This window comes from Polynucleobacter sp. AP-Nickl1-40-C4, assembly GCF_035012665.1.
In the GTDB taxonomy this organism is placed as follows: Bacteria; Pseudomonadota; Gammaproteobacteria; order Burkholderiales; family Burkholderiaceae; genus Polynucleobacter.
In genome coordinates this window covers 302,296-320,043 of sequence record NZ_JAYGQR010000001.1, presented here as the reverse complement: position 1 = coordinate 320,043, position 17,748 = coordinate 302,296, and the positions used below count along the sequence as shown (strand labels likewise).

General features: G+C 45.6%; 15 protein-coding genes and 1 pseudogene. 8 read left to right on the top strand and 8 right to left on the bottom strand.

The window, feature by feature from the left end; genetic code table 11:
* The first annotated feature begins 10 nt into the window (after positions 1-10).
* Genes iscA through fdx form a run of 4 tightly spaced genes read left to right on the top strand, consistent with a single transcriptional unit; the run spans position 11 to position 3,111 of the window.
* Positions 11-334 (top strand): iron-sulfur cluster assembly protein IscA, encoded by a 324-nt coding sequence (gene iscA / locus VC182_RS01490; RefSeq protein WP_012357505.1) that lies wholly within the window; start codon positions 11-13, stop codon positions 332-334.
* Positions 312-839 (top strand): Fe-S protein assembly co-chaperone HscB, encoded by a 528-nt coding sequence (gene hscB, locus VC182_RS01485; protein ID WP_308281765.1) that lies wholly within the window; start codon positions 312-314, stop codon positions 837-839. Before iscA ends, hscB begins: the two co-directional genes overlap by 23 nt.
* A gap of 28 nt (positions 840-867) precedes the next feature.
* Positions 868-2,733 (top strand): Fe-S protein assembly chaperone HscA, encoded by a 1,866-nt coding sequence (gene hscA, locus VC182_RS01480; RefSeq protein ID WP_323484263.1) that lies wholly within the window; start codon positions 868-870, stop codon positions 2,731-2,733.
* Positions 2,734-2,772: 39 nt separating this feature from the next.
* Positions 2,773-3,111 (top strand): ISC system 2Fe-2S type ferredoxin, encoded by a 339-nt coding sequence (fdx, locus tag VC182_RS01475; RefSeq protein WP_112313806.1) that lies wholly within the window; start codon positions 2,773-2,775, stop codon positions 3,109-3,111.
* A gap of 160 nt (positions 3,112-3,271) precedes the next feature.
* Here the strand turns inward: fdx and VC182_RS01470 are convergent, their stop codons facing one another.
* From VC182_RS01470 to VC182_RS01460, 3 genes are read right to left on the bottom strand one after another with little or no spacing between them, the layout of a single operon-like run.
* On the bottom strand, positions 3,272-4,264 hold the full coding sequence (locus VC182_RS01470; RefSeq protein WP_216157428.1) for a Bug family tripartite tricarboxylate transporter substrate binding protein: 993 nt from the start codon (positions 4,262-4,264) through the stop codon (positions 3,272-3,274).
* Between the two features lie 23 nt (positions 4,265-4,287).
* Positions 4,288-6,036, bottom strand: a complete 1,749-nt coding sequence (locus tag VC182_RS01465) for a cobaltochelatase CobT-related protein (protein ID WP_323484262.1) — start codon at positions 6,034-6,036, stop codon at positions 4,288-4,290.
* A 23-nt stretch (positions 6,037-6,059) separates the two neighbouring features.
* A complete protein-coding gene (locus VC182_RS01460) occupies positions 6,060-7,037 on the bottom strand; it encodes an AAA family ATPase (protein ID WP_246531446.1) in 978 nt (325 codons plus the stop codon).
* A gap of 142 nt (positions 7,038-7,179) precedes the next feature.
* Between VC182_RS01460 and xsc the strand changes: the two genes are divergently transcribed.
* The 4 genes and pseudogenes from xsc (at position 7,180) to VC182_RS01435 (ending at position 11,734) form a co-directional block, all read left to right on the top strand.
* Positions 7,180-8,988: a sulfoacetaldehyde acetyltransferase gene (gene xsc, locus VC182_RS01455; protein ID WP_216157425.1), complete on the top strand. Its 1,809-nt coding sequence runs from the start codon at positions 7,180-7,182 to the stop codon at positions 8,986-8,988.
* A 93-nt stretch (positions 8,989-9,081) separates the two neighbouring features.
* A pseudogene (locus tag VC182_RS11545) lies at positions 9,082-10,064 on the top strand (Bug family tripartite tricarboxylate transporter substrate binding protein).
* Positions 10,065-10,097: 33 nt separating this feature from the next.
* Positions 10,098-11,330 (top strand): aconitase X catalytic domain-containing protein, encoded by a 1,233-nt coding sequence (locus VC182_RS01440; RefSeq protein WP_323484260.1) that lies wholly within the window; start codon positions 10,098-10,100, stop codon positions 11,328-11,330.
* Entirely contained in the window at positions 11,327-11,734 is a 408-nt protein-coding gene (locus VC182_RS01435; RefSeq protein ID WP_112313812.1) for an aconitase X swivel domain-containing protein, read from the top strand. The genes VC182_RS01440 and VC182_RS01435 overlap by 4 nt, the downstream gene beginning before the upstream one ends.
* Before the next feature lie 7 nt (positions 11,735-11,741).
* Here VC182_RS01435 and VC182_RS01430 read toward each other — a convergent pair whose 3' ends face one another.
* From VC182_RS01430 to VC182_RS01410, 5 genes are read right to left on the bottom strand one after another with little or no spacing between them, the layout of a single operon-like run.
* Positions 11,742-12,317, bottom strand: coding sequence for a nitroreductase (locus VC182_RS01430; RefSeq protein WP_323484259.1), 576 nt, complete (start codon positions 12,315-12,317; stop codon positions 11,742-11,744).
* A 9-nt stretch (positions 12,318-12,326) separates the two neighbouring features.
* Positions 12,327-13,262, bottom strand: coding sequence for a dimethyl sulfoxide reductase anchor subunit family protein (locus VC182_RS01425; RefSeq protein ID WP_112313813.1), 936 nt, complete (start codon positions 13,260-13,262; stop codon positions 12,327-12,329).
* Positions 13,262-13,921, bottom strand: coding sequence for a 4Fe-4S dicluster domain-containing protein (locus tag VC182_RS01420; RefSeq protein WP_215275317.1), 660 nt, complete (start codon positions 13,919-13,921; stop codon positions 13,262-13,264). The genes VC182_RS01425 and VC182_RS01420 overlap by 1 nt, the downstream gene beginning before the upstream one ends.
* Entirely contained in the window at positions 13,918-16,806 is a 2,889-nt protein-coding gene (locus tag VC182_RS01415) for a molybdopterin oxidoreductase family protein (protein ID WP_323484258.1), read from the bottom strand. The genes VC182_RS01420 and VC182_RS01415 overlap by 4 nt, the downstream gene beginning before the upstream one ends.
* Before the next feature lie 12 nt (positions 16,807-16,818).
* The gene (locus tag VC182_RS01410; RefSeq protein ID WP_225971479.1) at positions 16,819-17,727 is read right to left on the bottom strand and encodes a bifunctional enoyl-CoA hydratase/phosphate acetyltransferase; all 909 of its coding nucleotides are present in this window, start codon (positions 17,725-17,727) and stop codon (positions 16,819-16,821) included.
* Positions 17,728-17,748: the final 21 nt, after the last annotated feature.

Here is a 17,748-nt window from a genome sequence, read left to right as displayed (position 1 = left end):
AGATAAAACTATGGCAATTACCTTAACTGACAAAGCAGCTGCACACGTAAACCGCAATCTTGAGAAGCGTGGCAAGGGTTGCGGCTTGCGCTTGGGTGTTCGCACAACAGGTTGCTCTGGTTTGGCATATCAGCTTGAGTATGTAGATGAGCCTGCTGCTGAAGATCAGGTATTTGAGTCCAATGGCATTAAGGTATTTGTAGATCCAAAAAGCTTGGCTTACTTGGATGGTACGGAGCTAGATTTTGTGCGCGAGGGTTTGAACGAGGGATTCAAGTTTCAAAATCCAAACGTAAAAGATGAGTGTGGTTGTGGCGAATCCTTCCGCGTCTGACGATTACTTCCACTTCTTTGGATTAAATCAGCAATTCAAAATCGATTTGCCTGCTCTAGATCAGGCGTACCTGGCGATTCAGAAGGAAGTGCATCCTGATCGCCATGCGCGTGGTAGCGATGCAGAGCAACGCCTTGCTATGCAGATGGCTACCTTTGCTAATACTGCCGTTCAAACACTAAAAAACCCCATCCAACGTGGCCTCTATATTTGCCAGCTTCATGGCGTTGATGCCAAGCTGGAAACCAATACTGCCATGCCTGCCGCTTTTCTGATGAAGCAAATGGAATGGCGTGAGAATTTAGATGAACAAGCGGAAGACTTGCCGGCGCTTGAAGCCTTGATGGCTGAAGTAGAGCAATCAAAACAAGATACCCTTGCAGAAATCGCTCAAGCCATTGATGGCGCCAAAAACTATTTACGTGCCGCAGAGCTACTTCGTGGCTTGCTCTTCATCGATAAATTTGCGGTTGAGCTTGATGACACCATCGCAGCCTTAATTTAGTCCTTACTCAAGCTAAACTCTATCTCCTATGGCCTTATTACAAATCTCTGAACCCGGTAAATCGCTGGCGCCCCATCAGCGCCGTATTGCTGTGGGTATTGATTTGGGAACCACTAATTCTTTGGTGGCCATTGTGCGTGATGCCTTGCCTAAGGTGTTACCAGATGCGCAGGGGCGCGAGCTGCTTCCTTCCGTTATTCGTTATTTGCCTAATGGCAGAACTCAAGCTGGCTTTGAAGCACTTGAGAGTGTGGTCATTGACCCAAAAAACACTATTGTTTCAGTAAAGCGTTTTATGGGTCGCGGCTTGCTAGATGTGGAAAATATTGAAAGTGCCCCATACGACTTTGTTGATCAACCCGGCATGCTTAAACTCAGAACAGTTGCTGGAGATAAGAGTCCAATTGAAGTCTCGGCGGAAATCTTGGCGCGCTTGCGTCAATTAGCGGAAGACTCTGTGTCTGATGAGATTGTTGGCGCAGTGATTACAGTCCCCGCTTACTTTGATGATGCGCAACGTCAAGCAACCAAAGATGCTGCTAAGTTAGCCGGCATTGAAGTTCTTCGTTTATTGAATGAGCCGACCGCTGCTGCGATTGCCTACGGATTGGATAATGCCTCCGAAGGTATCTATGCGGTTTACGATCTAGGTGGTGGCACCTTTGATATTTCCATATTGCGCATGAGTCGCGGTGTATTTGAAGTGCTTGCTACTGGCGGTGATTCTGCTTTAGGTGGTGATGACTTTGATCACCGCTTGTATTGCTGGGTCATTGAGCAGGCCAAGCTTCCCCCTTTATCCATTCATGATCATCGTACGCTGCTACAGGCCTGTAAGCATGCCAAAGAGCTACTAAGCCACAACCCTCTGGCGCGCGTTCACGAGACGCTGGCAGATGGTACGGTAGTTAATGTTGGCGTTAGTCAGGCGCAGCTCTTTGAGATAACCCAAAATCTAGTAACCAAGACTTTGATAGCGTGTAAAAAGGCGTTGCGCGATGCTGGCCTTAAGGCGGAAGATGTTAAAGGTGTAGTAATGGTGGGCGGCTCAACCCGTATGCCAAATGTACAACGCGCTGTTGGCGAACTCTTTGGTACCCAGCCATTGAACAATCTGAACCCCGATCAAGTAGTTGCATTGGGTGCGGCGATGCAAGCTGATTTATTAGCTGGCAATCAAAGCAAAGATGATGAGTGGCTCCTATTGGATGTTATTCCGTTATCGCTTGGTATTGAAACCATGGGCGGTTTGGTAGAAAAAATCATTCCACGCAATACACCTATACCGGTAGCTAGAGCGCAAGACTTCACGACCTTTAAAGATGGACAGACTGCCTTAGCTATTGCGGTGGTGCAGGGCGAGCGCGAACTTGCGCAAGACTGTCGCTCATTAGGTAGGTTTGAATTACGCGGCATACCGGCAATGGCTGCAGGCGCAGCCCGTATCCGGGTCACCTTTCAGGTGGATGCCGATGGTTTATTGTCTGTAAGCGCGGTAGAGCAAGGCTCTGGCGTAAAAGCATCCATTGATATCAAGCCTTCTTATGGCCTAACTGATGCAGAAATTACTCGCATGCTGCAAGACGGTTTTGCATCTGCTAAAGAGGATTTGCTTTCGAGATCATTGCGTGAAGAGCAGGTAAATGCGCAGCGCTTATTAGATGCAGTGCATACGGCGCTAGCAAGTGATCGCTCTTTACTGAGTTCGGCAGAGCAGAAAGAGGTTGATCAAGAGATGGCAATCCTACAAAAGATCTTAAATGAAGAAACTGATAGCGCTATTGTTCGCAAGGCCGTTGATCATGCCGCCAAGGCAACTGATGACTTCGCACAAAAACGCATGAACGCTAGTATTCAGAAGGCTTTATCTGGCAAGAATGTTGCTGAAATTTAAGTAAATAAAATACAAACCGAATACCAATAGAAAAGAATCATGACTCAAATCGTTGTACTACCGCATAGTGAGTATTGTCCTGAGGGTGCAGTTGTTGAGGTTGCCCCAGGCACTTCGATTTGTGAAGCCTTGTTAGAGAATGACATTCCCATTGAACATGCTTGCGATATGGTGTGCGCTTGCACTACTTGCCATGTGATCGTTAAAGAGGGCTTTCAAAGCTTGAACCAACCCGATGAAAACGAAGAAGATATGCTTGACCGCGCCTGGGGACTAAACCCGCAGTCCCGTTTATCTTGCCAGGCCATTGTTGCCAAACAGGATTTAGTGATTGAAATCCCTAAATATTCAATCAATCACGCCAAAGAGAATCATTAATGCACCAAAATGACGCATTAATGCCTGCAATCATGCAAACCTAGTAAAGAGTTATTTCTGGCGGGACTAATATGAAGTTGTAGTTCATTCTTTAGGTAGTACCTCCAAAAAATCTTTTAAGCCATCCTTCGGGGTGGCTTTTTCTTTGCTAGTTTTTAAATTATTGCGTAGGAATATTTCTCGCCTTAATTACTTTTTCCCAGTTTGCAGATTCGACCTGTATTTTGGTGTCTACATCCTTGCTCTTCATCATCATTGGTGTCAAGCCGTTGGTATCCATATTGGCAAGTAGAGACGGCGCCTTAAATGATTTCTCAGTTGCGACATAAATTTTGTCAATGATAGATTGTGGGGTGCCTGCTGGAACTGCTAAGGCATACCAGCCGGTATTTTCAAATCCAGGAATACCTGCTTCAGAGGCTGTGGGAACATTGGGGAGTTGCTTCAATCTTTTGCTGCTGGTAACAGCAAGCGCTTTTACTTGACCTGCTTTAGCAAACCCTCCGGTTGCTGGAAAATTCCCAGCCATAAAATCAATTTGTCCAGCAATCAAATCATTTAATGCAGGGTTCTCACCTTTATAGGGCACATGCGTCGCATGAATTCCTGCGGAGTACAGAAAATTCTCGTTAGCCATGTGTATCTGGCTCCCAATGCCAGCTGATCCAAAGTTCAACTCTTTTGTTTTGGCTAAGGCAATAAGTTCTACAAGCGTATTGACTGGTAGTTTTGGGCTTACTGCAATCACCATAGGAACGGTTGCTATGGCAGTGATATAAGTTAAATCCTTTATATAGTTAATAGAGGATTTTTTATAGATGAAGGGATTGACGGTCATCATGCTGCCAGAAGCTAGCAGGATGGTGTAGCCATCCGCTGGCGATTTGGCAACCATTTCTGCGCCGATATTGCCGCCGGCACCTCCACGGTTTTCAACAATCACGTTTTGACCAAGATTCTTAGCAAGTTCTTGGGAAAGTATTCTTCCTAGAATATCTGCGCTTCCACCTGCAGCAAACGGAACAATCATTTTGATCGGTTTATCGGGCCATGATTGCGCAGAGATATTGGCAGAAGAAAATATGCCTAGTGTTGCGCAAAGCGCAAGAATAATTCTATTATTTTTGGTAAAGATGCTATTTAAAAGTTGCATGGTATTTTTCCCCAACTACTTTGTTATGAATATTTTTTATTGATAAAAGAGGATGCCTTAAATTCTCCAGCCCAATTTTTTAGGGTGCTTGCCACATTACTGGGATCTTCATCCCAGCTAAGACGGTGTTGAAAAGCGGGTCGTAATTCTGATCCAATTCCGCAACCCCACAATTGAAGATGGGGTTGCTGCTCACACCAAGAAATAGCCTGCAAAAGATGATCTTTTAGAAACTCTTCACCGTTTGCCTCAATAGTCGCTCGATCCATTGGACACCCATCAGAAAAGAGGATGAGTGTTTTATTGGAATGCTTATTGCGATCAGTCTTTTGCAAGCGCTCCACAGCCCATAGAAGTGCCTCGCCATCAACGCTCTCGGTATAGATTTCTGGGCGCAATAGTGCAGCGATACCAGCTCGAGATCTTCTCCAACTGGTATCGAAGTCTTTAAAAATCCAATGCGCTCGTTCATTGAGTCGGCCAGGATTGGATGGCTGACCACTTTTGCGCCACTCTTTGAAAGGTTTTCCACCTTGCCAGGTATTGGTGCTGTATCCGAGCACTTCAGTTTTAATGCCAGCCCACTCAAGGATTCTCACTAAAGAATCAAGGCAAGCGGCATTTTTGACGCGCTGCTCTTTCATGGAGCCAGAACAATCTACTAAAAGTGTAACCCTAGCATTTACTTGGCTAGTAGGTATCAGTTGCTTGTACAGTGCTGGCTGCAGTGGGGAAGTTACAGTACGAGTAAGATAGCGCCGATCAAGAACTGCCTCAGCCTCAGTGGTTTGCCAGTGATTGGGGGCATTACTTGAAAATAATTGCTGGTACATGCGAATGAGCTTTGCCCAGGGAATATTTTGTTTGGCTATTTCAGCATTCAACTGATCTTGATAAACAGCCAATTGGGCTAATCTGATTTTTTTCTTAGCCTCAACCTCGGTGTCATAACTTGAGTTGTAAATGACATACTTTTCAAGTGATTTCTGAGCTTGGTGTCGCCTCTCGCTCGAAGATGTTGCTGGACTTTTAAAATCTACCGAAATTTTTCCGGCATGTGGTGGCACCCATTCAATTTTTAGTTGGGTTGCGCTTTGACTTTTGCGTTTGGTGCGAATGCTGGGATTATTGCGGTACTCATTAGCAATTAATCCAGATACTAGATTAATCACTTCATGCGAGGTATTCCCATACTGTGCTTGGTCGTATCGGTTGGCTTTTAGTTTCACTAAAAGAGGCCCCATACTTTCAGCCAATCCAGCTCTGGTGGCTTCCACGATATCTTGCATTAACTGCGGAATAGGTTGGCTATTGAGTTTCATCCAAACCGTTGAAAAGATCGTGATGAGTAAAAGGCCGATACTTCCTTCCACTCCGCCACTGGCAATGAATTGCTGCATCCAAGCGATAAATTGAGTCTGAACATTTTGCTGGCTGCCTTTGAGCTCATCTGGACAATTGCTCTCTACTCGAATTTGCTCTAAGACTTCAAATATCAGCGATTCAATCATGCCTTCAGGTGTTAGTGATGCATGTATATCGGCATCCGAATACCGAAGACGCAATGCAATGCCATCCAATATCCCTCTTGGGAATGCCCATGATGTTTTGAGATTCTCTAAATTGAGATGTGGCGCAATAGAGTCCAGCGGCGCAGATTGATGAAAAAGTTGCCAATCGCGAATTTGCGCGCTTGCTTCCCCAGACAATGAACGAATCATCGCACCATATTGCTGCTGCTGTTCGAAGTCTTGGTGAGTTTGGGTTTGCAAGGTGAGTCTAATCGCGCCTAAAGTTATTTCGTATTTAAATCAAGCTCGCTAGCGAAGCAGCGTTGGTAGTATTCAGCTACCAATGCTTTTTCTTCGGATTCACATTTGTTTAAAAATGCGAGAGCAAATGCAATCTGCAAGTCCTTAAAAATGCGCCAATTTTCTCCCCAGGTAATAAGGGTTCTTGTTGACATTAATGTCGAAATGTCTCCGGCTGCAAAGCCGCTTCTAGTCAGGTTCGCAAGGCTAATCATCGCTTTTGCTTGGGCATCAGAAAGCTCTGGTACTTTTGCCATTAAAATCTTTTGCTCTTCGCTGGGCTCAAGATAGTTAAGCGCAGCGACGATATCCCAACGATCCATTTGGCCGTGGTTTAGTAATTGTGTGCCTTGATATAACCCATTCCAATTTCCTAGTCCAACTGTATTGCTGGTAGCAAAGATGCGAAATGCAGGATTGGGATTAATGACCCTATTTTGATCGAGTAGAGTAAGGCGACCTTCGCGCTCCAACATTCTCTGAATGACAAACATGACATCTGGTTGACCGGCATCGTATTCATCTAGGATGAGTGCAACAGGGCGTTGCAGGCTCCAAGGTATGAGGCCTTCTTGAAAGCGGGTAATTTGCTTTCCATCCTCTAGACCAATGACATCTTTTCCGATGAGATCCATCCGAGTAATTTGGCCATCTAGGTTGATGCGTAAGCAGGGCCAATTTAAACGGGCTGCAACTTGCTCAATATGAGTGGATTTGCCAGTGCCGTGCATGCCCTGAAGCATCACTCTGCGATTAAAGGCAAATCCAGCCAGAATGGCTAAGGTTGCCTCTGGATTGAGTTGATAGCTAGGGTCGATAGCCGGCACAAGCTCGGTGGCCTTATTAAAGGCAGGGATCTGAAAGTCTGCAAAGCCCTTGCACTCTGGAAAGGCGGAGTGCAAAGAAACCCTCTTTTCGGGCTGTAAACCCATTAAATCGATTGAAGATGTGCTTTCAGCCATTTCTTTGCCTTTAAAAGTCTTAATATGTTGTCAAATATATTCCAGATTGGGGTTTATATGCTTGACTTTCCTAAAAATACGCTATTATTATTCATATTGTAGAACAAAATGTTCCGTTTAATCGAATACCTAGGAGAGCTTTATGTCTAAGTCTGGCACTAATTTACCCACTGGCCCGCAGAAAATGACCCCTTCCGAAGCGTTTGTGGAGACCATGGTCGCCAACAAGGTGAAGGATATTTTTGGAATCATGGGCTCTGCCTTTATGGATGCAATGGATATTTTTGCTCCAGCGGGGATTCGCTTGATTCCGGTAGTGCATGAACAAGGTGCTGCACACATGGCCGATGGCTATGCTCGTGTTAGCGGAAGTCATGGTGTTGTCATCGGACAAAATGGCCCTGGCATTAGTAACTGCGTTACTGCAATTGCAGCGGCTTATTGGGCTCATAGTCCTGTGGTGATCATTACTCCTGAAACAGGAACCATGGGTATGGGCTTAGGTGGTTTCCAAGAAGCTAACCAATTGCCAATGTTTGAAGAATTCACAAAGTATCAAGGGCATGTAAATAATCCTAAGCGTATGGCTGAATTTACTGGCCGCTGTTTTGATCGCGCATTATCTGAAATGGGTCCAACTCAGCTCAATATTCCACGTGATTATTTTTATGGCGAAATAGAAGTAGAAATTCCACAACCAAATCGTCTTGATCGCGGGCCTGGTGGCGAGAAGAGTTTGGATGAGGCTGCAGAGCTCTTAGCAAATGCTAAGTTCCCCGTGATCATTTCTGGCGGCGGCGTGGTAATGGGCGATGCTGTAGAAGAATGCAAAGCCTTTGCAGAGCGCTTGGGTGCTCCTGTAGTGAATAGCTACCTACATAACGATTCATTCCCTGCAAGCCATCCTTTGTGGTGCGGCCCTTTGGGCTACCAAGGCTCCAAGGCTGCAATGAAGTTGATGGCGCAGGCAGACGTAGTCGTGGCTCTTGGATCACGTCTTGGACCTTTTGGAACATTGCCACAGCATGGCATGGACTACTGGCCTAAGAATGCCAAGATTATTCAAATCGATGCTGATAACAAGATGCTTGGCTTAGTGAAGAAAATTTCAGTAGGCATTTGTGGTGATGCTAAGGCTGCTGCAGTGGCATTAACCAAGCGTTTAGAAGGTAAGAAATTAGCTTGTGATGCTACCAAAGCAGAGCGCGCTAAGACCATTGCTGCTGAAAAAGCCGCATGGGAAAAAGAGTTGGATGAGTGGACTCATGAAAAAGACCCATTTAGTCTTGACATGATTGAAGAGCAGAAAAAAGAAGTGACTCCAACAGGTGGTCATTACTTGCACCCACGTCAAGTTTTGCGTGAGCTTGAAAAGGCCATGCCTGCTGATGTAATGGTGTCTACTGATATTGGCAATATCAACTCGGTTGCTAATAGCTATCTTCGCTTTGAAAAGCCACGTAGCTTCTTTGCCCCAATGAGTTTTGGTAATTGCGGTTATGCACTACCAACCATTATTGGAGCTAAAGCAGCCGCCCCTAATCGTCCAGCGGTTGCATATGCTGGCGATGGCGCTTGGGCAATGAGTATGGTCGAGATTTTGACGGCAGTTCGTCATGACATTCCAGTTACGGCGATTGTGTTCCACAACCGTCAGTGGGGTGCTGAGAAAAAGAACCAAGTGGATTTCTATAACCGTCGCTTCGTAGCGGGTGAGTTAGAGAGCCCAAGTTTTGCAGGCATTGCGCAATCCATGGGTGCCGAGGGAATTGTGGTCGACCAGCTTGATCAGGTTGGCCCAGCACTCAAGAAGGCAATTGATATGCAGATGAAGGAAGGTAAAACTTGTGTAATCGAGATCATGTGTACTCGTGAACTCGGTGATCCATTCCGTCGTGATGCATTAGCTAAGCCAGTACGTTTCTTGGATAAATACAAAGATTACGTATAAGTCACTACGAGCAATAAGAAAAGGTCCGGTTTAGCTGGACTTTTTCTTTTGCACTTGACTAACCCCATTCGCACTTTGCTGAGGTCTGTTTTTATGAATAGCCTAGTAATAAAAGGTTTTAAATATTTCTTAACTTGCTTTGGCTTAATTTTGCTTTCAAGCAATGTGATAGCGGATGTCTATCCCAGTAAGCCTATCAGGCTAATTGTCCCCTTTCCACCGGGAGGGCCAACTGATATTGTTGCTAGACCGTTAGCAGTTCTTCTGGGTGATCGCCTTAAAGAGCAAATCATTATTGAGAATAAAGGCGGTGCTGGCGGTTCAATTGGCGCTGATCTTGTCGCTAAATCTTTACCAGATGGCTACACCTTGTTTATGGGTACTGTAGGAACAAATGCAATCAATGGCAGTTTGTATAAACAGCTGCCATATGACATGACTAGAGATTTCACACCAATTGCTTTGGTTGCCACCGCTCCTGTTGTCATTGTGGTTAATTCAAGTGATCGCATTAAAACGCTTGCTGAGTTAATTGCTGAGGCCCGTTCAAAACCCGATACGATTGCGTATGGAACAGCTGGAAATGGAACTCCAGGACATTTAACCGCGGCCTTATTTGAATCAACTACTCAGATCAAGCTAAACATATTCCCTACAAGGGTAGTGCGCCTGCTGTTACAGATCTGATTGGCAACCAGATACCATTAGTCTTTGATCCGATTCAATCGGTATTGCCGCACATCTCATCAGGAAAGCTGCGTGCTTTAGCGGTAACCAGTAAGACGCGCTCACCTTTATTGCCTAACGTACCAACGGTTGCAGAATTGGGATACCCCCAGTTTGAGTCAACTGCTTGGTGGGCCTTATTTGGTCCAGCGAAATTGCCAGATTCAATCACCAAAAAATTAAGAGTCGATACAGAGAGGGTGGCCCAATCAGCTGCGTTCAAAGAGCGGTTGGGTAACTTGGGGGTTCAGCCAAATACAGACTTCAAAGAGAGTTTGGCTAACTTCCAAACTAGTGAGATTGCGAAATGGGCTAGGGTTGTTAGAGATTCTGGCGCCACTATTGATTGATAGTAGATGAATGAGGATTGAGAAGAGAACAAGATGAAGCTAAATCAAGAAGAAAAGGCTATGCTTGCTGGTGAGTTTGGTCCAGTAAGGCAAACAGCTATCGCACATCAAATTAAAGTAGGTGAGTTCTTTGGCGCTAAAGATTTGGTACCTGTATCTCAAGCGCACATCATGGCGGATACCGAGAGCTTGGGTGAAGCTGGTGTTGAGTGGTTAGAAGGCCTAGCTAAGAATGTGATTGAGGATCGATCGGTTCGAATTCCCACTATTACTGATCCAAGAGGCACCGACTTTAGTAAAGCAAAGCAATTAGGTCAAACCGAAAAAATGCTTGAGCTTGAAAGACGTGCAATAGATGCATTTGTAAAAATGGGTGTGTCCATGACAGACACTTGCATTAATTACCAAACTATTATGGCTCCCGTATTTGGAGAGCATTTAGCATTTGGTGACACCGGAGTGGTTATCTATTCCAATAGTGTCTGCGGTGCCAGATCGAATTTTGAAGGAGGTCCTTCTGCGTTGGCGGCAGGTTTGACCGGTAGAACTCCTCGCTATGGTTATCACCTTGATGAACATCGTAAGCCTACGCATCGCTTTAAAACTTCATGGACACCCCAAACGCTCAATGAGTGGGGCGCTTTAGGAGGCTTGATTGGCAAGAAATCAGGGAACTATTGGTCAGTTCCTATTTTGGAGGGGATCGAAGGCCATCCAGGCTCTGATGCTATGAAGCACTTTGGCGCGGCAATGGCGAGTTTTGGATCTACTGCCTTATTTCACGTATTAGGTGTTACGCCTGAAGCGCTTCGCGCTCGAGATTTGGAGTGCTTGCATCTGCCAGAGGTTCTTATTACCAAAGAAGAGGTAATGGGATTACAAAATTCTTATCGTATTGCTGAAGAAATTGATGTTGTAGTATTTTCTGCGCCGCAGTTGAGTCTCATGGAGATGAAGAGTATTGCGGAGTTATGCAAAGGTAAGAAATTCATTAAACCTTTGCTAGCCATGACTAGCCCGCAAGTAAAACCAGACTCAGATCGTATGGGGTATACGGAGATGATAGAAAGTGCAGGCGGTACAGTATTTTCTGGAATGTGTTTCTATCAATCCTATGCGAGAGAAATTGCGGAGACTAATGGGTGGAAGGTATTAGCAACCAATAGCGCAAAAATTGTGAATATTTTGGGCGGCTATGGTTATACGCCGATGCTGGCCTCCATGGAAGACTGTGTGCAAGCTGCTGTAACGGGGAGACTAAAGTGAGCGGAAAAATTTATAAGGCTAAACACGCCCAGGGCGATAGTATTGAGGGCGAATGTCTGAGTGCATCCGACGGATTTTCGGCTCGCTATGATTTAGATCGAATAAAAGGAGTGTTTTCACGTCCAGCGCATAAGCTTTTTGGACAATCCTATAAAGATAAGATTCTAGTGCTGGATGCCGCCAAAGGTGGGGTTGCAAGTGCATGGATGCTCTATGAGATGAAATCGAGAAATCTTTGCCCTGCTGCCATTATTTTTAATGCGGCCAATCCAATCTTGGCCCAAGGCGCTGCACATGCCGGCATTCCGATGTTGAGTGGCTTCGATTGCGACATTACTCAGGCAATTGCAAGTGGCGCTAAATTACGCATCGATACTAAAAACCAAACAGTAGAAGTGCTTTAGTGATAATCTAAAAAATAGAGTGGTACTCAGATAAGCTCGGCCGAATACGACCGGGCTTATTTTTTTGAACGGTGCCAATCGTAATGAAGCAAATCGGCTCTTCATCTTTTGTTAGTTGAAATAGCGCCCTGATACGATCACTTTGTAGAGCTCTGCCGCTAGATAGTCCAGAGCCAAAGCCAAAGGCATGAGCACTCAGGAGAATATTCTGAATGGCGCACCCAAGGGAAACCAGCTTTTCTTGTTTACTGATGTCGTTATTTGCGTCTTGGTAGTTTGCTATAGCTAGCAGGAGTAGTGGGCCACGAGATGCTTTGTCGCGCGCTTCTTGCTGTTGTATCTCCGTAGCCTCTTGGTCACGATCTAAGAGGCAGTGGTGGAATACTTCTCCCAGGGCAGGGCGACTGCTTTCCTGAATCTCAATAAAGCGCCATGGAACCATTCTGCCGTGATCAGGGGCGGCATTAGCTGCCAAGAGGATAGTTTCTTTTTGGCTAGGGCTAGGACCCGGATTCCCTAATCTCTTGGGTGATATATGCGCTCTGCCATGAATCAGTTGTTCAGCGAATTGATCCATAGGCATCGGGCGTACTCAAGAGACTCTTTGGTAATACAAGTTCTGCGGATGGTTTGCCTCTGCAAAGAACATCCATCTTTCAGCAAGCAGGCCTAGATAATTAATCAGCAATGCTAGTGCAATTATCAAGATGCTTGGAATAGTAATGGTGTAGGCCATCAATATCATTGGTATTACATAGGCACACAGCAAGATAATTTTACGAAGATTTGCAATCACACGATCAGTTTGGTGATGAAAGAATTCGCGGGTATTAAAGCTACCGCCCATTAAACCCATTGATGTTTGACGAATATTGCTACCTTTAATGCCTGTTGCTGTAGAAAGATTTGATTTGGGTTTTAGATCCCGATTGCGTCTCCAAATCCAGAGCTTTAGATTAAAGGATAGGAATAACAGCAAGAATGCAACGATGGAGAGTGGGGCATCTATGATTTGAGCGGAGGAATCACCCCATGCCGCAATCAGTAATTCCAATAAAATTAATCCCGAGGTCAATCCCAAGAGAATGAAGTTCGTTAGGGTGGAGGGGTGTGACCATTCTTGGATAAAGCGTATGCATTGATAAATCTTTGCAGTGCAGACCCAAAGCGCGATCGTAGTAAGCAGCAGGGCAAGCCACAACCATTGTGGCACTACGCTAATGCAGGCATAAAAGTAAGTTGCCGCAGTCACCGCCATAAGCGCTGGCAAGGCAATCACTTCTCTGGATAGCCATGAGGTCTTCCACATCATGGCAGCTCGCCAAGCACGCTCAGGGTGGCCTAAGTGAAAGAATGAGGCCACCAAGCCTAACGTCAGAAGTACAAATGCAACTGGCAGTGCCAGATTGGTGAGGAATACATTGGGGGTGGCTTGGCTATATAAATTTGATAAAGCCAGGAAGAATAAAAGACCCTGCGCCATTCCGGCTAGGGTAGTAAAGAAGATGATTGAAAATTGTGGGCGCATTATTTGTCATTCCTTGCTGCATCAATCGTTTCCATGATGGAGCGCGGTAAATAGTGATTGGCAGGTTGGGTTTCCCATTCGGGCATGAGTGCGTAACCTGAGCGTTCTTCGATCGCTTTGCTGGCGGCAGATTCTGGATCATGAACATCGCCAAAGATACGTGCGCTAGTAGGGCAAGCAAGAACGCATGCAGGCTTTTTCTCAGACTCCGGCAAAGTCTCGCTATAGATTCGATCCACACAGAGAGTGCACTTAGTCATTACTTGACGCTCTTGGTCCAGCTCTCGAGCGCCATAAGGGCATGCCCAAGAGCAATAGCTGCAACCGATACATTTATCGTAATCCACCAGCACAATCCCATCCTCTTTGCGCTTATAGCTCGCACCAGTAGGGCAAACAGGAACACATGGCGGCTCTTCGCAATGCAAACACGATTTTGGAAAATGAACTGTTTGGGTATTTGGGAATGTTCCCGCCTCAAAAGTTTGTACTCGATTGAAAAAAGTGCCGCTTGGGCTAGCACCATAGGCGTTCAGATCAGTAAGCGGGCCTGCTGAGCCGGAGGTATTCCACTCCTTACATGAGGTTACACAGGCATGACATCCTACGCAAACATTAAGATCAATAACTAGAGCGAGTTGTTTATTTTTTTTGCTCATTTTGTCTCCCCCGATTTTTTGAGGGCCATTCCAGGAACTTCAAATGCTTTTACTTGTGGCCAAGTTTCTTTGGGTTCATTTTCATCTGCAGGCGCCAATCGCACCCTGACGTCATACCATCCTGCTTGACCAGTAATTGGATCAGAGTTGCTAACAGTAAAACCTCCCAACGGAAGCTCTTCTGAGATGAGGTGATTTAGCAGAAAACCTTTTTTAGATTCATCGGCATCACTAGTCAAACTCCATGCTGACTCTGCTTTGCCGATAGCATTCCAGGTCCATACTGTTCCAGGGTCAACGGCTTCTGAGTGTCTTGCCATACATCTGACCTTGCCCCACTGAGATTCAATCCACATCCAGGCGCCATCTGCAATGCCGCTCTTGAGTGCAGTCGCAGTATTGACGTATAGATAGTTATGACTATGAATTTGTCTTAGCCACGCATTTTGTGAATCCCATGAGTGGTACATCGCCATTGGTCGTTGGGTAATCGCATTGAGAGTAAATTTAGTGAGATCCGTAGCCTCATCTTCAAGCGGGGGATACCAGAAAGGTAACGGATCAAAATATTTATAGATGCGTGCTTTCAGATGATCTGGCGGTTGGGCGCCAGGACGTTTACCAGTTGCTGCTAAGCGAAAACGTTGCAATATGTCTGAGTAGATCGCAATCATGATTGGATCGTTCTTCTGACGCAGAGCATTGTCTTTAGAGAAGTCTAAATAACCCTTGTTCCAGTTGCGCATGTACTGATGCTCAGGAGGCATGTGATATTGATGCACGCAATTATTTTCAGCATATTTTTGCCATTGGTTCGGGTTGGGTTCGCCGCGCAATGATTTATCACCATCTTTACCGCGCCATCCACTTAAGAAGCCAATTCCTGAATCTGGAGTGGTCTGGAAGCGAGTAATAAAATCGGGATAATCCTTAAACTTACGATCCCCTTCGGGCGTAGTAAATGCTGGGAACTTTAAGCGGGATGCCAGCTCAATTAATACCTCCTGAAATGGCTTACATTCTCCTAATGGCTCCAGAACAGGGATGCGAACAGAGTCGACTGGTCCATCAAATTCAGAAATAGGTCTGTCGAGCATGCTCATGACATCATGACGTTCTAAATAAGTGGTATCAGGTAGCACTAGATCTGCAAAGTCCACCATTTCAGATTGGAAAGCATCACACACTACTAGAAATGGAATCTTAAATTCGCCATCATCATTTTTAGCATTGAGATGTTCGCGAACTTCCATCGTGTTCATAGTGGAGTTCCAAGACATATTTGCCATGAAGATCATGAGCGTATCAATGGAATAGGGGTCACCTTTTACTGCATTGGTAATCACGTTGTGCATTAATCCATGGGCTGCTAAAGGATGCTCCCATGAATAGGCTTTATCAATGCGCAGTGGCTTGCCATCGGAATCCAATGCCAAATCTTCTGGCTGTGTTGGCCAGCCAAGTGGAGGTTTAGCTAATGGAGTATTGGGCTTAATGTCACTCTCAGAAGACGGCGGCTTTGCATTGGGCGGAACTTGACGTGGGTAAGGCGCTTTATGTCTAAACCCACCTGGGCGATCAATGGTTCCCAGCAATGACATCAGTACTGCTAAACCACGGGTAGTTTGGAATCCATTGGAGTGTGCTGAGAGACCACGCATTGCATGGAAAGCAACTGGTCTGCCAGTTACAGACTCATGCTTTTCACCCCAGGAGTCTGTCCACTGAATGGGTAGCTCAAATTCTTGACCAAATGCGGTATCCGCCATCTCTAGAGCAAGCTTGCGAATACGTTCCGCAGGAATGCTGGTAATGGCTGCTGCCCACTCTGGAGTGGTTTCACTCACTTGTCGCTTAAGAAGCTCAAATGAAGGAACCACTTTCTTTCCTTGGTGTGGTCCTGGGCCCATGACATATTCACCTAGAAGAGCGGGTGAGGTGCCTTGAGCAAAACAAGGTTTCGCACTTTGGGATTTTTCATCCCAAACGTATTTATTGTGAGGTAAATCCAAGTTAAGCGGATCGGAGTCAGGGTCATACAAGAATAATCCCTCTTCAGGACCTGAGTCCATGCAAACCAGTTGAGCTGAATTACTGAAACGCTTGAGGAAAGGAGCATCATATTTCTCAAGACGAATGAGTTCATGCATCAAGGCCATGAAAAGTGCGCCATCAGTCCCGGGCTTGATTGGAATCCATTCATCTGCAATCGCAGAATAGCCAGTTCTAACCGGATTAATCGAGATAAAGCGACCACCAGCCCGTTTAAATTTGGATAAAGCAATCTTCATAGGGTTGCTGTGGTGATCTTCAGCGGTACCAATCATGACAAATAACTTAGCCCGGTCTAAATCTGGCCCACCAAACTCCCAGAAGCTTCCACCAATGGTGTAAATCATTCCTGCGGCCATATTGACGGAGCAAAATCCTCCATGGGCAGCATAGTTTGGGGTACCAAATTGTCTTGCAAATAAACCAGTCAGTGCTTGCATCTGGTCACGACCAGTAAAGAGTGCAAATTTCTTGGGGTCGGTGGCACGAATTTTGGCAAGACGCTCAGTGAGGATTTCAAATGCTTTTTCCCAGCTGATAGGTTCAAACTCGCCATTCCCTCTTTCACTTCCGGCCTTGCGTAGCAGTGGTTGTGTAATACGAGCTGGTGAGTTTTGTTTCATGATGCCTGAGGAGCCCTTAGCACAAATGACGCCCTGGTTCAGTGGGTGTTCAGGATTTCCATCGATATAGACTAATTTGCCATCTCTTAAGTGCGCTCGAATGCCGCAACGACATGCACACATATAGCAAGTAGTTTTCTTTATTTCGGTTGCAGGTGCTTGTTTATTAATGGGATCATGCACTGGATCGTTTGAGAATATTTTGAACATAGGATTACTCAGTTATTGAGAATTTTTAGCAAGAACAATGGCCATCGCGCAGGATGCAACTCTGGAGAAAACAGAGTCAGCTCTTGATGTGAGAATGATGGGAACTTGAGCGCCCAGAACGGCACCTGCGCACTCTGCTCCAGCCATGTAAACAAGGGATTTATAAAGAATATTGCCCACTTGTAAATCGGGCACTATCAAAAGGTCTGGGTCACCCGCAACAGCCGACTGAATCCCTTTTGTTTTTGCTGATGCGGAAGAGATGGCATTGTCAAAGCCAAAAGGACCCTCAATAATCGTATCGGGATGAATAGGATTAATTGCATGGACATCAACAATTTCTTTGGCATCGATTGTGGCTTGCATAGCCGGGTTGACGACTTCAGTAGCCGCAATGACGGCAACTTTTGTGCGCTTTACTCCCAACTTGCCAAGTGCTTCAAGACTGCTTTTAAGAATTTGTATTTTTTGAGCAGCATTGGGTGCAATATTGACTACGCAATCACTAATACCTAGTAGTTTCGGGTAACGCTCGAGCTCAAATAAAAATAAATGACTGGTTCTGCGATCAGTACGTAGGCCATCGCGACTCACAATTGGCCCCATGAGATCTTCGGTATGTAAAGATCCCTTCATGAGAACTGCCAGTTTACCTTCTTTGACCATCTGCACTGCTTTCTTGGTCGCCAAGATTGGATCCTTAGGCGTATCGACAATTTGGATGTCTTCCAAGGAAAGTTTTTCTATGGCGGCCAACTCCTCAATCTCCTTTTTGGGGCCAATAAGGATGGGAACGCACAGCCGTCTTTTGATGAGATCAAACACCGTTCCCAGTGCTGGTGCGCTAAGGGGATACACAACTCCCAGTGGGAGATCGCTCTTAGCCTCCTCAATCATTTTTTCTAAGAGTGGATATTGCACGTTTAGATTTGTCCTGAGGTT